This window comes from Christensenella intestinihominis (assembly GCF_001678845.1).
Classification (GTDB): domain Bacteria; phylum Bacillota; class Clostridia; order Christensenellales; family Christensenellaceae; genus Christensenella; species Christensenella intestinihominis.
In genome coordinates this window covers 533,013-547,418 of record NZ_MAIQ01000001.1, presented here as the reverse complement: position 1 = coordinate 547,418, position 14,406 = coordinate 533,013, and the positions used below count along the sequence as shown (strand labels likewise).

12 protein-coding genes are annotated in these 14,406 nt (G+C 51.8%); 9 read left to right on the top strand and 3 right to left on the bottom strand.

Annotated features, from left to right (window positions below; genetic code table 11):
* The first annotated feature begins 106 nt into the window (after positions 1 to 106).
* The 8 genes from BBD38_RS14800 (at position 107) to BBD38_RS02570 (ending at position 10,604) form a co-directional block, all read left to right on the top strand.
* Positions 107 to 2,176: a DUF998 domain-containing protein gene (locus BBD38_RS14800; protein WP_066684121.1), complete on the top strand. Its 2,070-nt coding sequence runs from the start codon at positions 107 to 109 to the stop codon at positions 2,174 to 2,176.
* Between the two features lie 16 nt (positions 2,177 to 2,192).
* The gene (locus tag BBD38_RS02600) at positions 2,193 to 3,578 is read left to right on the top strand and encodes a VanW family protein (protein ID WP_066684119.1); all 1,386 of its coding nucleotides are present in this window, start codon (positions 2,193 to 2,195) and stop codon (positions 3,576 to 3,578) included.
* Between the two features lie 38 nt (positions 3,579 to 3,616).
* A complete protein-coding gene (locus BBD38_RS02595) occupies positions 3,617 to 4,360 on the top strand; it encodes a PRC-barrel domain-containing protein (protein WP_066684117.1) in 744 nt (247 codons plus the stop codon).
* Positions 4,361 to 4,508: 148 nt separating this feature from the next.
* Positions 4,509 to 6,953, top strand: a complete 2,445-nt coding sequence (locus tag BBD38_RS02590) for a glycogen/starch/alpha-glucan phosphorylase (protein WP_066684116.1) — start codon at positions 4,509 to 4,511, stop codon at positions 6,951 to 6,953.
* A 13-nt stretch (positions 6,954 to 6,966) separates the two neighbouring features.
* Positions 6,967 to 8,976 (top strand): glycoside hydrolase family 13 protein, encoded by a 2,010-nt coding sequence (locus BBD38_RS02585; RefSeq protein ID WP_066684111.1) that lies wholly within the window; start codon positions 6,967 to 6,969, stop codon positions 8,974 to 8,976.
* The gene (locus BBD38_RS02580) at positions 8,973 to 9,626 is read left to right on the top strand and encodes an HAD hydrolase-like protein (RefSeq protein ID WP_172807738.1); all 654 of its coding nucleotides are present in this window, start codon (positions 8,973 to 8,975) and stop codon (positions 9,624 to 9,626) included. Before BBD38_RS02585 ends, BBD38_RS02580 begins: the two co-directional genes overlap by 4 nt.
* Positions 9,627 to 9,732: 106 nt before the next feature.
* Positions 9,733 to 10,176: a LytTR family DNA-binding domain-containing protein gene (locus tag BBD38_RS02575; RefSeq protein ID WP_066684107.1), complete on the top strand. Its 444-nt coding sequence runs from the start codon at positions 9,733 to 9,735 to the stop codon at positions 10,174 to 10,176.
* A 5-nt stretch (positions 10,177 to 10,181) separates the two neighbouring features.
* Positions 10,182 to 10,604, top strand: coding sequence for a DUF3021 domain-containing protein (locus BBD38_RS02570; RefSeq protein WP_066684105.1), 423 nt, complete (start codon positions 10,182 to 10,184; stop codon positions 10,602 to 10,604).
* A 62-nt stretch (positions 10,605 to 10,666) separates the two neighbouring features.
* Here the strand turns inward: BBD38_RS02570 and BBD38_RS02565 are convergent, their stop codons facing one another.
* Entirely contained in the window at positions 10,667 to 11,428 is a 762-nt protein-coding gene (locus BBD38_RS02565; RefSeq protein WP_066684103.1) for a DeoR/GlpR family DNA-binding transcription regulator, read from the bottom strand.
* A 152-nt stretch (positions 11,429 to 11,580) separates the two neighbouring features.
* On the opposite strand from BBD38_RS02565, the gene BBD38_RS02560 reads away from it, so the two are divergent.
* Positions 11,581 to 12,426 carry a class II fructose-bisphosphate aldolase gene (locus BBD38_RS02560; protein ID WP_066684101.1) on the top strand — a complete coding sequence of 282 codons (846 nt, stop codon included), beginning with the start codon at positions 11,581 to 11,583 and terminating at the stop codon, positions 12,424 to 12,426.
* A 65-nt stretch (positions 12,427 to 12,491) separates the two neighbouring features.
* On the opposite strand, the gene BBD38_RS02555 is transcribed toward BBD38_RS02560, so the two are convergent.
* Positions 12,492 to 13,883 (bottom strand): MATE family efflux transporter, encoded by a 1,392-nt coding sequence (locus BBD38_RS02555; RefSeq protein WP_066684100.1) that lies wholly within the window; start codon positions 13,881 to 13,883, stop codon positions 12,492 to 12,494.
* A 1-nt stretch (position 13,884) separates the two neighbouring features.
* On the bottom strand, positions 13,885 to 14,334 hold the full coding sequence (locus tag BBD38_RS02550) for a MarR family winged helix-turn-helix transcriptional regulator (RefSeq protein WP_066684098.1): 450 nt from the start codon (positions 14,332 to 14,334) through the stop codon (positions 13,885 to 13,887).
* Between the last annotated feature and the right edge of the window lie 72 nt (positions 14,335 to 14,406).

Below are 14,406 nucleotides of genomic sequence, written 5' to 3'. Positions count from 1 at the left end.
GCTGTTGACGAAACGAAAATTTTCTACTACAATTTATGAGTGATCCTAACTTATACTTAATTGATAGTAGATTTAATTGTTTGGATAAAGGAAAAGGAGAAGCGGATTGTTTGCCATCGTTATTGCTATTGCAATTCTAGGAATTGTAGCTTCTTTGATGTTTAGCAGAAAAGCGCCTCAATACCGTGTCGGCCTGATTGTAACGATACTGATTGGGTGCGTTTTTGCACTTTTTTTATTTTTTAATATTCTTAAATTCCCGAATTTCTATACGCTTCTAATTATTGCCGCCGTCGGCATCGCTGCCCTGGTCGGCATTTATTTCTTAACGAACTTTATCGTAGCCACTTTGGCGGAAAAGGTTCAGGGAAAGCGCGCGGCGGAACGCCTGCGAAGCATAGATACGGCATTTCCCGGGCCCGAAAAGCCCGAAAAATCCGAGCGGCCAAAAAAGAAAAAAACCGTGCGTGCGGCGGGCAGGGTTCGGCCCTCAAAAAAAACGGCGTCCGCGGAATCGTTTGCCGGCGAAGAGAAAACTGCTTTTCAATCCGGCTTGAACCGCAGTGGGCAGGAAGCGATCACAGAAATTGCGCAGGAGCTGGAGCAGCAACCTGAAGAGGTTGTCATGGACGAAGCGATCCATGTGGATGATTATACGGTGCCGGAAGAACCTGAGTTGAATCCGGAACCGGCGAACGAAGCAATGCCCGAAGAACCGGAGGAAATTTTTGCGGTTCTGGAGGAAGATACCAACGAAGTACCGGAGGCGGAGGAAGAAGAGCCCTTTACTGTATTAAGGGATGATGAAGCTGCGTCTTATACTGATAAAGATGATGAAGAGATCATTTTGGAAGAAGAGCGCTTGGCTGAGGAAGTCCGCCTGGCGGAAGAAGCCCGTTTAGCGGAAGAAGCGCGCTTGGAAGAAGAACGACTGGCCGAGGAAGCCCGTTTGGCCGAGGAAGCGCGTTTGGCCGAAGAGGCACGCTTAGCTGAGGAAGCACGCTTAGCCGAAGAAGCGCGCTTGGAAGAAGAACGACTGGCTGAAGAAGCACGCTTGGTCGAAGAAGCGCGACTGGCTGAAGAAGCGCGACTGGCTGAAGAAGCACGTTTGGCTGAAGAAGCACGTTTGGCCGAAGAGGAACGTCTGGCGGAAGAAGCGCGTTTGGCCGAGGAAGCACGTCTGGCTGAAGAGGCACGTTTAGCAGAAGAGGCACGACTGGCCGAAGAAGCACGCTTGGCTGAGGAAGCACGTTTGGCCGAAGAAGCACGTCTGGCTGAAGAGGCACGCTTAGCTGAAGAAGCACGCTTGGAAGAAGAACGCCTGGCCGAAGAGGCGCGACTGGCCGAGGAAGCGCGTTTGGCCGAGGAAGCGCGTTTGGCCGAAGAGGCACGTTTGGCTGAGGAAGCACGTTTGGCCGAAGAAGCGCGCTTGGCTGAAGAAGCCCGACTGGCCGAGGAAGCGCGACTGGCTGAAGAAGCACGACTGGCTGAAGAAGCACGTTTAGCCGAAGAGGCACGCCTGGCCGAAGAGGCGCGACTGGCCGAGGAAGCGCGTTTGGCCGAAGAAGCGCGTTTGGCCGAAGAGGCACGTTTGGCCGAAGAGGCACGACTGGCCGAAGAAGCACGTTTGGCTGAAGAGGCACGTTTGGCCGAGGAAGCGCGACTGGCCGAAGAAGCGCGACTGGCCGAAGAAGCGCGTTTGGCCGAAGAGGCACGACTGGCCGAAGAAGCACGTTTGGCTGAAGAAGCACGTTTGGCTGAAGAGGCACGTTTGGCCGAAGAGGCACGGCTGGCCGAAGAAGCGCGTTTGGCCGAAGAAGCACGTTTAGCCGAAGAGGCACGTTTAGCCGAAGAGGCGCGACTGGCCGAGGAAGCGAAGCTTGCAAAGTTCATGGATAAAAAGACGCTTGCAAAGGAGCGGGCATACGAATTCAAGAAGGCCGGGAAATGGATGCTCGCCGCGCAGCTGTTTGAAAGATGCAGGGCCGATACGGACGATATCGGGGAGCAAAAGCGTTTTGATATAGAAACAATGGAATGCCTTGCACGCGCGCGGGAATATGAACCTGCGCTGAAAAAATCGCTGGATATCCTTCGTGGGAATTATTTGCTTACCTACGAGGAACAGCAACGGGCGAAGATGCTGATGACTATGCTGAAAAGGGCAATGAAGTAGGGAAAGATAAGGGACTATGGCAAGAAGGCAGGAATATACGTTAAAAAACAAAATAGTCAGCTTCGTCGTGATTTTGGTTACCGCGCTTGCGATGGTTGTCGCGGCGGCGGGAATTGGTATTTACCAGGCAATCCATGTCAATACTTTTTATGACGGCGTATCCGTGGATGGAATTGTAATTGGCGGCATGACCTACGATGAAGCGAAAAATGCGCTTCGCAGCAGGGAAGAGGAATTGCTCATGGACGCACGGATTACCGTGAGCTACGACGACCAAAAGACAACAATGGATGCGGAAGAACTCGGAATTTCGACCAATCTTGACAGCATCCTGAAAAATGCCTTTACAGAGGGCGCGCAGGCTAAGCCGCTCGACCAAAAGTATGACGATATCATCGAAATGACAGAGGGAAAGGATTTTTCTATTCAGCTTGAGCTGGATGATACCAAGCTTCACAATACGGTAAAAAAGTACTCGGACGATACGCAGCTTCGCGCAAAGGAGGCAACCGCAAAATTTGATAAGCATGCGGATAAATTCATTTATACGCAGAGCGAAAACGGCCGCAAAATTGATGCGGAGTCCTTATATGAACAGCTGAAGCAGAAAATTGCGGAGGAAGATTTTTCAGACATCAGCGTGCTCGGAAAAGTTGTCCTGCCGGAGGTCTCCACAGACGAACTGAAAGAAAATACGGCGCTGATCGGCTCATGCAACACGAAAATAACGGCAAACGAAAACCGGAACACCAACATCAGGCTGATGTGCGAGGCGGTGGACGGCCTGAAGCTTGACCCGGGCCAGACGCTGTCCATCAACGACCTTGTCGGAGAGCGTACTGCCGAAAAGGGCTTTAAAAGCGCGCCCGCAATCATGGATGGCACAAAGCTTGTGGACGATATGGGCGGGGGAATCTGCCAGCTTTCGGGAACGCTTTATAACGCCGCGCTCAAGGCGAATATGGAGATTGTGGAACGGGTCCATCACACATGGCCGTCCACCTATTTGCCAATCGGTCTCGATGCGACGCTCAATTGGGACGATAAAGACCTGAAAATTAAAAACACTTCGGAATGGCCCATTTACATTTCGGCGGAACTGGTGTCCGGCGAATGTGTGGTAAAAATATATGGACAACCGCTCCCAGAAGGGATAGAATTAGAGATAAGGACAGAAATGCTGGAAGAGATTGATCCGCCCAAGCCGGATATCATTTATACGGACGACCTTCCCAACGGGGAGCGCCAGGTGAAAGTAACCGCGCGTAAGAGCTATAAAGTGAAAGCTTATCGTGATTATTATGAGAACGATAAATTGATTAAAAGTGAGCTTATTTCAGACGATTACTTTCATGAAATACAGGGCGTGATACTGGAAGGTTCCAACGCAAAAGCGAAATGATCAAAACGTTGTTCTGTTTTTAAGGAGGAAAAAAGCAAATGAAGAAATCATCGCAGGTGATCGGATTACCTCTCATTGGGGTCAGGGAAGGAACGGAGCTTGGCAACGCATCCGATTTTATCATTGACGCTGCCGAGAAGAAAGTGCGTTATATCGTATTCCAGGGCTCCCAGGGATATTTCGGTTATTCCGCGCTCCCGGTTTCAAAGGTAAAGGGAATCGGTAACGATTATATTGTTACCTCTACAATTACAAACAGCGAAAAATTGTTCCAGTCAAAAGATACGAAGGATATGGGGGACAACGGTTTTTTCATACTTGATGCGAATGTGGTCTCGTGCGGCGGCGATGCGCTGGGGTCTGTCGCAGACTTTGCTTTCGATGAAAAAACGGGCGATATTGTCATGATTTTCCTTGAAAACGGAATCGAAATATCGGGAGATAAAATTGCTTCCCTTTCGCGGGAGCTTGTATTCGTAGATGAAATAGGCGCAGACGAGGCCGCAGCGGAAGAGGAATCCATAGCCGCAGAGGAACCCGCAGAAGAGGAAACGGCGGACGAGGCGGCTGTAGAGCCGGAGGTGCAGGCGGAAGAAGTAAACCAGCCTTCCGCAGTAGAGCGGGAACAGCACGATTTCCTGATTGGCCGCACGGTTGTGACAGACGTCCTGGACGATGACGGGGCAATCCTTGTCGCGCAGGGGACGGAAATCACGGAAGAGGTATTTGCCAAAGCGAATGCCGCAGGCAAGCTTCTCGATCTTACGCTCAGCGTTGAATAAGTAAAGCAATCCAAAACTGCCGTACATTTTTGTGCGGCAGTTTTTTTATGGCGTCAAGTAAAATTCTTATGAATAAGCGCAAAAGTGCGGCGGGGATATGATATAATAGGCATATAGCCGAAAATCGGGCAAACAGGAGGTTCATGCAATGGCCGATAATATCGCGAAAAAAGAAGAAATTAAAGATCAAATCCTTGGAAAGCTGAAACGGCATTTCGGAAAGACACTCGAAGAGGCAACCAAGGATCAGATTTATAAATCCTGCGCCCTCTCCATTCGGGACGTAATTGTAGAAAAATGGACGGACGCAAATAAGCAGGTTTTAAACCAGGGTTTAAAACGCCTTTACTATTTATCCGCGGAATTCCTGATGGGCCGCGCGCTTGTAAACAATATGATAAATCTCCATCTCCTGAAGGATTATCAGGAGGTGCTTTCCGATATGGGCATCAGCCTCGACGATATCGAAGAGCAGGAGCGGGATGCAGGCCTTGGAAACGGCGGGCTCGGACGCCTTGCCGCATGCTTCCTTGACTCCCTTTCCACGCTCGACCTGCCCGTAACCGGTTGCAGCATCCGCTATGAATTCGGGTTATTCCGCCAGCGCATCCTTGACGGCGAACAGGTGGAAGTGGACGATAACTGGCTGGAAGCGGGCAACGTGTGGGAAATTCCGCGCCCGGAAGAACAGGTGGAGGTCCGTTACGGCGGAGAGCTTGAAGAAGTCTGGACAGACCAGGGGCTGAAAATCAACCATAAAAATTATTACAGCGTGCTTGCAATTCCGTACGATTATCCGGTCATCGGGTACATGAGCAAGATGCCCGCAACCCTGCGGTTGTGGAGTGCAAAAGCGAAAACAGGTCTTGATATGCACTATTTCAACCGGGGGGATTATGCCCGCGCCATGCAGGAGCGGGAACTCGCGGAGGTAATTTCAAAGGTGCTGTACCCGGAGGATAACCACGAGCAGGGGCGGCAGCTGCGTTTGAAGCAGTTTTATTTCTTTACGTCCGCGACCATGCAGCATATGGTGAAAAAGCATAAGGAAAATTACGGCGACCTGCATACGCTGCCCAATTATTTCACGGTGCAGATCAACGACACGCATCCAACGCTCGCGATTCCCGAACTGATGCGTATCCTGATGGATGAAGAAGGCATGGGATGGGAGGAAGCGTTCGACATTTGCGGCAGGATGTTCAACTATACCAACCATACGATCATGTCCGAAGCGCTTGAGCGCTGGGAAGAAGATATGTTTAAAGAGCTGCTCCCGCGGATTTATGAAATTATCAAAGTCATCAACGATAAATTCTGCAGCCAGCTTTGGGAGGTTTATCCGGGCGAGTGGGATAAAATCAGTAAAATGTCAATCATCGCCTATAAGGAAATACGTATGGCAAACCTGTGCATTGCGGTATGCCATAAGGTAAACGGCGTTTCCAAGCTGCATGGGGAAATCATCAAGTCGCGTACCTTCCGGGATTTTTATGTGGTGTTCCCGGATAAGTTCCTCGGCATCACAAACGGCATTACGCACAGGCGCTGGCTTGCCAAGGCCAACCAGCCGCTTACACGGCTGCTGGCGGACCACATTGGCGACGGCTTTTTGAAGGATTATAAAGAGCTTGACCGGGTGGCAGACCTGCTCGACGACCCGGCGTTCCTCGATGACTTCATGGAGGTCAAGCACCGGAATAAAATCAGGCTGCGCGATCACCTCAAAAAGACGCAGGGCATCGAAATCAATGAAAATACGATTTTTGACGTGCATGCCAAACGGCTGCACGAATATAAGCGGCAGCTTTTAAAGGTGCTTCATATCCTGCATCTTTATAACCTGAAAAAAGAGAATCCCTCGATACGGATCGAGCCGTGTACGTTTATTTTTGCGGCAAAGGCCTCGCCAGGGTATGCAAGGGCCAAAAATATTATCCGCCTGATCCTCGCGGTGGCGGACCTCGTAAACAATGATCCCGACACAAAGGGTGTGCTGCAGGTTGTGTTTATTGAAAACTACAGCGTGTCCGAGGCGGAAATCATGATCCCGGCGGCGGATATCAGCGAACAGATTTCGACCGCCGGCCTTGAGGCATCCGGCACGGGCAATATGAAGTTTATGATGAACGGCGCGGTGACGCTTGGAACAATGGACGGCGCGAACGTGGAGATTTATGAGGCGGTCGGGGAAGATAACATTTTTATCTTCGGCGCGACGGAACGTGAGATCAGCAGGATGGAGCGTTACGGAACGTATAAGCCGGGCGAATATTACGAACAGAACACAGACCTCCGCCAGGCGCTCAACCGCCTGATCGACGGGACGCTTCCCGTTGCGAACGACAGGCAGTTTTCCGACCTTTACCATTCGCTGCTTTTCGGCGATATGGACCGTGCGGATAAATATTACCTGCTGTATGATTTTGCTTCCTATTCACAGGGGTATGAACGCGCGGTAAGCGCCTATCAGGACGCAGCGCGGTGGAAGCGCATGGCCGCGACCAATACGGCAAAATCGGGTGTCTTTTCGTCCGACCGCACGATACATGAATACAACGATAAAATCTGGCACTTGCGGGAAATGACCTGACCGGAGGATAAAAATGCAGATTGATTTTTCAAAACAATTGATGCACGATTCCGCCAAGGAAGAATACAGGAGCCCTATGGGCGCGGTGCCCGCCGGAACCCGCGTGCGGCTTTCGCTTGCGGTGCGTGATCTCTATTTCAAAAAAATGTATCTTACGCTGGTAACGGATGGAGCGGAAGAGAATATCCAAATGCAGGAAGGCGAAAACGGCGTTTGGTGGGCGGAATGTGAAACGCCTAAAACGCCGTGCGTCCTGTGGTATTGGTTTTGCATCCGGATGGATGAAGATACCAGCATTTATTACGGCGCGCATTCAGGGCAGACAAGCGGCGTAGGAGAGGTCCACTGGGACCCGCCGCCGCCGTTCCAGCTTACCGTATATGACGAAGCGTTTACCACGCCGGGGTGGGCAAAGGGCGCAAACCTTTACCAGATATTTCCCGACCGCTTCGCCCGGGACGGCAGCGATACCTTTGAAAAAGGCGTCGCTTACCATAGGGATCGCGGAAGGACTATCCTCGTGCATGAATCGTGGGACGAGCCCGTGCTCTATGAAGCGGCGGAAGGTATGGAGCATTATGAACCGTGCGACTATTACGGCGGTACGCTGCCGGGAATCATCGGTGCGCTCGACGACCTGCGCGATATGGGGGTCACGGCGCTGTACCTGAACCCCATTGTGGAGGCGGCGTCCAACCACCGCTATAACACCGGCGATTACCTGCGCGTCGATCCGATCCTCGGGACGGAAGAGGATTTTGCCCTCCTCATGCGTGAGGCGCGGGAACGCGGCATCCGCATTATCCTTGACGGGGTATATTCCCACACGGGAGACGACAGCGTATATTTCAATAAGTATGGGCGCTATGATTCACTGGGGGCATATCAAAGCCAGGAATCGCCCTACTACAAGTGGTATCGATTTACCGAATATCCGGACCAGTATCAAAGCTGGTGGGGCTTCACCACATTGCCGGAGGTAGACGAAACACAGCCCGAATGGGTGGATTTTGTCATTGAAGGGGAGCAGGGCGTGCTTTCCACTTGGCTTTCCCGCGGCGCAAACGGTTTCCGGCTGGATGTTGCCGACGAACTGCCCGACGAGACGATTGAAAAGATGCGGGCGAAAATCAAGCATATTTCGCAGGATAATTTCCTGCTCGGCGAGGTGTGGGAAGACGCGACAACCAAACAAAGCTATGGAAAACACAGGACCTATGCGCTGGGGCGCGGACTTGATTCGGTCATGAATTATCCCTTTGCCGCCGCGGTGACGGATTTTTTACAGGGCAAAAAAAACGCCGCGAAGCTTAAGCAATTCCTGGTCGGGCAAAGCCAGAACTATCCGAAGGATATGTACTATTGCCTGATGAACCTGCTTTCGAGCCACGACATTGCGCGCATCCGCACCGTGCTTGGAACCAGGATCGATCCACACTCCCTCACGCGGGAGCAACAGGCGCACTTCATTGTATCGGATGAACAGGATGCCTGCGGGGCAAAGTTGCAAAAAATCGCCGCGGGTCTCCAGTTTGCGCTGCCGGGAATGCCGTGTATCTATTATGGCGACGAAACGGGAATGCACGGACTGCTCGATCCGTTTAACCGCGGGCCATATAAGGAACGCGACCGGGAGATGCGGGAATATTATAAGAAGCTCGCGCTGCTGCGCCGCGATACGGACGCCCTCAAAACGGGAAATTGCGTATTTTACGAGCAGGGAGAAGATGTGCTCGGCGTCCTGCGCTATTGTATCGACGGGAAGGATGCCTTCGGAACCCTCGCACAGGACGGAATGTACCTGACGCTTGTAAACCGGGGGAAAGAGCCGCATAACATCGCTGTAGACCTGTTCGCCCACGAAGAACTGATGCCTGCGGCGCACACGTCCTCCTTACGCGAATTCGAGTTTGAACGGGCGGTATGCAGGCTGACAGATGAGGTTTATCCGGTCAATGAAGGTTTGGTTCAGGCGACAGTCCCGCCGGAAAGCATCAGGATTTTGGAGATAGAATGGATATGAAGTATAAGACGGTATTGTTTGATTTCGATGGAACACTGATGGATACAAGCAGGGGAATTTTATATTGCGCGAAGCGCACCATAGAGGATATGGGCTTTGCGCTGCCGGACGATACGGCGCTCAGGAAATTTATCGGTCCGCCGCTGAAGCTGTCTTTTGTAGGCGTATGCGGTATGAGTGACGAACAGGCGACAAAAGCGGTGCAGCATTACCGGGAACGGTATGCGGAAGAGGGAATGCTGGAAGCGGATATCTATCCCGGAATGGAAAAACTGCTGCAGGACCTCGACGGCGCGGGGGTAACGTGTGCGGTCGCTTCCGTAAAAATGGAGACAATCGTGCGCAAAACGCTTGCGCATTTCAAGCTGACAGATTATTTCGATGCAATTTGCGGCGCGCCGCAGGACATCAATATCAAGGGCAAGGAAGCGATTGTAAGGGAAGCGGTCTCGCGGACCAACTCCGCCCCGGCGGATTGCCTGCTGGTCGGGGACAGCGACTATGACGCAAAGGGCGCGCAGGGGGCGGGCGTCGATTTCTGCGCCGTACTGTGGGGGTTCGGTTTTGACAAAATGGAGGATGCGGCGCAATTCACCTGCCGTTACATTGCGCAGGACGTCCCCGCGCTTGAACGGTTTTTATTGAAATAATACGGCTGTGGAACGCAGCTTGCGGCGCGCGCAATGCATCTTACGGAAAATGCATTGACGCGCGTTTTTCGTTTGCTATACTGGAAAGCGGGGAGGGAAATGGACCATGAAGGTAACGCTAGACATTGATCCGGCCTGCACAGCGGATGAAATTATCATCCGTTGCGCGGAGATGAACGACGACCTGCTGAAAATCGTATCCCTTGCAAACAGCTCGCAGAAAAAGGTTGTCGGCAGCCTGGGGCGCCAGACCTTCCTGCTGCAGCCGGGCGACGTATACTATTTTGAGAGCGTGGATGATAAGGTTTTTATCTATACGGATGATAAGGTATACGACTGTGCGCTTCGGCTGTATGAAATCGAGGAGAAATTCCGCGGGACGAATTTCCTGCGCGTTAATAAATCGACAATTATCAATTTGGCTAAGGTTCGCGCCCTGAACCCGATCCTGAACGGAAAAATAGAGGTAGAGCTTGAAAATGGGGAAAAGCAGGTAATATCGCGGCAATATGCCCCGATGCTCAAAGAAAAACTGGGGCTGGGGAGGTAATGGAGATGAAGAAAAAATTCAATTTGTTTTTAACGGTATTTATCGCCGCTTTCCTGATCGCGCTGGCAATCAGTACGGTCATCGCAATTGCCCTCGGCGTCGACGCCCTGCCCCTTGTCGAACTGCGAAACGATTTCCTTTTCGGCCTCTTTATTGCTTGCGTGCAGCTTATATGGATTGGCTCCGACAGGAACAATAAGACCTATATTATGCGTACGATCGTCCATTTCGTCATATTGCTTACGGGCTGTACGCTGCTGATGCTCTGGTTTGGCTGGTTGCCCCCAAGCGGATGGGTCGCCATATATTATGCGGGGTTCATAGCGGCCTATATTGTTATCTGGCTGGTATGCTGGAATATAAACCGCAAAAAATGGAAAGCGATGAACGAAAGGCTGCGGGAGTTTAAGCGGGACAACATGGAATAGGAATCCGTATTCCTTTTTCATACGGCGCGCGGGGAGGCATAATATATTGGAAAGCCGGCCCGTTACAGGCCGGGGAATATCATTTCCGTGCCGCATGCGGCAAATTTACCGGAAATATCCGCGGGAAAAGCACGGTCGGAAATTACGGTATCGACCTCCGGAAAATCGAAGGTCCGGTGAAAAAATATCTGGCCAAATTTTGTGCTGTCCACCAGCAGGATCAGTTTACGCGCATATTTCCGGTACGTGCGTTTCACCATCGAGGCTCCCGCGCTGAAATCGGTCACCGCCATATCGGCTGCAACGCCGCGGCAGGATACGAACGCCGCATCGGCTGAAAAATGTGAGATATAATCGCAGGTATCGGTTCCGCTGATGCTGGAACGCCTCGAATAGACCTTCCCGCATGCGCAATATACGTCCGCGTCGGTTGTCTCCGAAAGGATGCTGGATGTCATAATACCATTTGTCAGGAGCGTCAGGTTCTTTTTTTCCGCCAGCCGTTTTGCCAGCATCATACAGGTGCTGCTCGAGTCCAGGAAAACCGTTTGGCGGTCTTTTATGAAATCGATTGCCAGGTCGGCAATGGTTTGCTTTTTTTCCGTATTCGCCTGCCGTTTGAAGGTCAGGGGCCATTCAAGCTGTGTTGCCTCCAAATAAATTGCGCCGCCGCGTGTGCGCTGGATCAGGCCGCTTTCTTCCAGCCGGATTAAATCCCTGCGGATTGTGGATTCGCTTGTAAAAAGCATTTTGCTTAAGGCCGATACCGTAACAAATTTTTTATTTTTAATAATTTCCAGTAATTGATTGTGGCGGGGATTCATAATTCACACTCCGATGATTGATATCAGTCATATTATAGCACAAATTATGACTGAAAATGCACAAAACGCATGTTTTCCGCCACGCCTGTTCAAAAAAAATTCTCCGATTTATAATAATTTTAAGGAAAATAATCGATTAAAGGAGAATTTACATGTTAGTAAACCTGAAAGAAATACTCGACGATGCACGCGCGCGCAAATACGGGGTGGGAATGTTCAACACCTTTAATATTGAGCTGGCCCTGGGCGTGCTGGAAGCAGCCGAAGAAACAAAATCCCCCGTTATTTTCGGGACGGCGGAGGCGCTGCTCGATTGCTGTGACATCGATACCGCCGCTTCTTTTTTGATTCCAATGGCAAGGAACGCAAGCGTGCCCGTGGTGCTTCATCTGGATCATGGCTATACGGAGGAAACCCTGAAGCATGCAATCGGGGCAGGCTTCACCTCCGTAATGTACGACTGTTCGACCAGGCCGTTCGGGGAAAATATTGCCTTATGCGCCGAAATGGCCTCCTACGCACACGAGAGAGGCGTTTCGGTGGAGGGAGAGCTCGGGCATGTATCGTTCGATGAAGGCGGCGCAGGGGACGGCAAAGGATATGCCTATACGGAACCAACGGATGTAAAGGAATTCGTCGAAAGGACGGGGATAGACGCGCTGGCGATTGCCATCGGGACGGAGCATGGCGTATATAAAACGAAGCCGGTCCTGGATATCGGGCGCTTAAAGGAAATACGCGGCGCAACCGATACGAACCTGGTGCTGCACGGCGGCTCGGGCCTTTCGGTGGGGGATTTACAGGCGTGTATCCGGTATGGGATACAGAAAATCAACATTTTCACGGATATCAGCATTGCGGCAAGTGAAGCGGCCTATGAATATGTAAAGCAGTACGGGCCGACCATCAATGAAATCAGCCCGCGTATGCGGGAAGCGGTCAAAAAGGTGGCCATACAAAAAATGACGGATTTCGGCAGCGTGGGGAAAGCGCTGTAAGAAAATAACGGGCAAGCAAAAGCGGTGGGTTCCACCGCTTTTTGATGCCGTTTGATTGGTATGAATCAGGCCTCCGCAGATATTTGCGTATGCTCCAGCTGCCGCATGCTTCTTATTTCCTTTGTTACGAGAAGGATTGCAACCAGCGCCGCCATACCGTCCGCAACGGGCCCCGCATACATTACGCCGTCGATCCCGAGGAAAACGGGCAGGATCAGCACAAGCGGGAGCAGGAAAATAATCTGCCTCGTAAGGGACAGCCAGATTCCCTTGGTCGCTTTCCCGATCGAGGAAAAGAAGTTCGAGGTCACGGGCTGGATGCCGTTCACGAAAGTAAACATCAGGAATATGCGGAAACAGCGTTCCGCGAAATGGAAATATTCCTCGCTTCCCGTGCCGAATATTCCGATAATCTGGCGCGGGAACAGCTGGAATGCAAGGAACGCGCACACCGAGATAATCGTTGCGGCGGTAATTGCTTTCCGGTAGGTTTCACGGACGCGGCCGTACTGCCGGGCGCCGTAGTTAAAGCTTGAAATTGGCTGGAGCCCCTGCGCAATGCCAATAATAACGGACATAAAAATCATGTTTACCTTCATGATAATGCCCACGACCGCAAGCGGAATTTCACTGCCGTATACGGACAGGGCGCCGTAATAGGTAAGCACATTGTTGAGGGCAATCTGTACGACCATCATAGCAAGCTGGTTAAAGCAGGCCGCAGCGCCAAGCCCCATGATGGCGCGGCTCCCTTTCCACGTGACACGGAATGCGTCTTTATGGAGCTTGATGGTTTTGAACCGGAAAATCAGGTAATAAGCCGCCAGCAGCGCGGATACAATCTGGCCGAGGATCGTCGCCAGCGCCGCGCCGGCCATCCCCATATGGAATCCAAAGATAAAAAGGGGATCGAGTATGGTGTTGACCACCGCCCCGACAAGGACGCAGGCCATGGAAAATTTCGGGCTGCCGTCCGCGCGGATCAGATTGCTCGCGCCCGTTGAAAAAATCAGGAAGGGGAACCCAAACGATGTAATTCCCGTGTAGGTAAGCGCATATTCAAGGACATCGGGGGTCGCGCCAAAAGCGTGCATCATCGGGTCGAGGAAGCAGCGTACCACAATCATCAGCACGACTCCGCACGCAATCAGCAGGAAGATCGCGCTGCCAATAAAGCCGGAAGCCCGTTTTTCCTCCCTTGCCCCCATCGAAAGGTTAAAGTTTGCCGCGCCGCCGATTCCGAGCAGCAGGGCGATAGCCGTACAAACCGTCGTCAGCGGAAAGGCGACATTGGTTGCCGCGTTGCCGAGCATGCCGACGCTCTGGCCGATAAAAATCTGGTCTACGATATTGTAAAGCGCGCTCACCAGCATCGCAATAATGCTGGGAACCGCGAACCTTACAAGCAGCTTTCCCGGTTTTTCCACGCCCAGCGGATTCTTCATTGCCTGTTCCATACTACCGCGCCTCCTCTGTTAATGCCGCCGTATTTTCGGCCATTTTTTGCAGCTGGCCGCGAAGGGATGTCAATTCCTCCCTCGAAAACCCTTCCGATAAAATTTCATCCCATTCCCGGAAGGTCCGGATCAGGGAAGGAATCGCGTCGCGGCCGCGCTCCGTAAGGTAGAGGGAAAAGGAACGCATATCCCCAAGGTCCTTTTTGCGCAGTACAAAGCCGCCGTCGATCAGTTTTTTTACGGCCCGCGTCACCGCGGCTTCGTCAATGGACAGTATCCGCGCGAGGTTGCGCTGGTTGATTCCTTCGTTTTGGGAAATGTGAATCAGGAACATATGGTCGGAGGACGTAAAACCGAAAGGCTGCATTCTCCTGTTGATGTATTTTTGCCCCGCACGGTGCAGGACGGAAATATAGCGCCCAATCCGTTCGACATATTCTGAATTTTGCATACAAGCCTCCTGGATGATTGATAAGTCAAGTAATAGGATAATGCAAAACGGTTGACTTGTCAAGTGTATTGC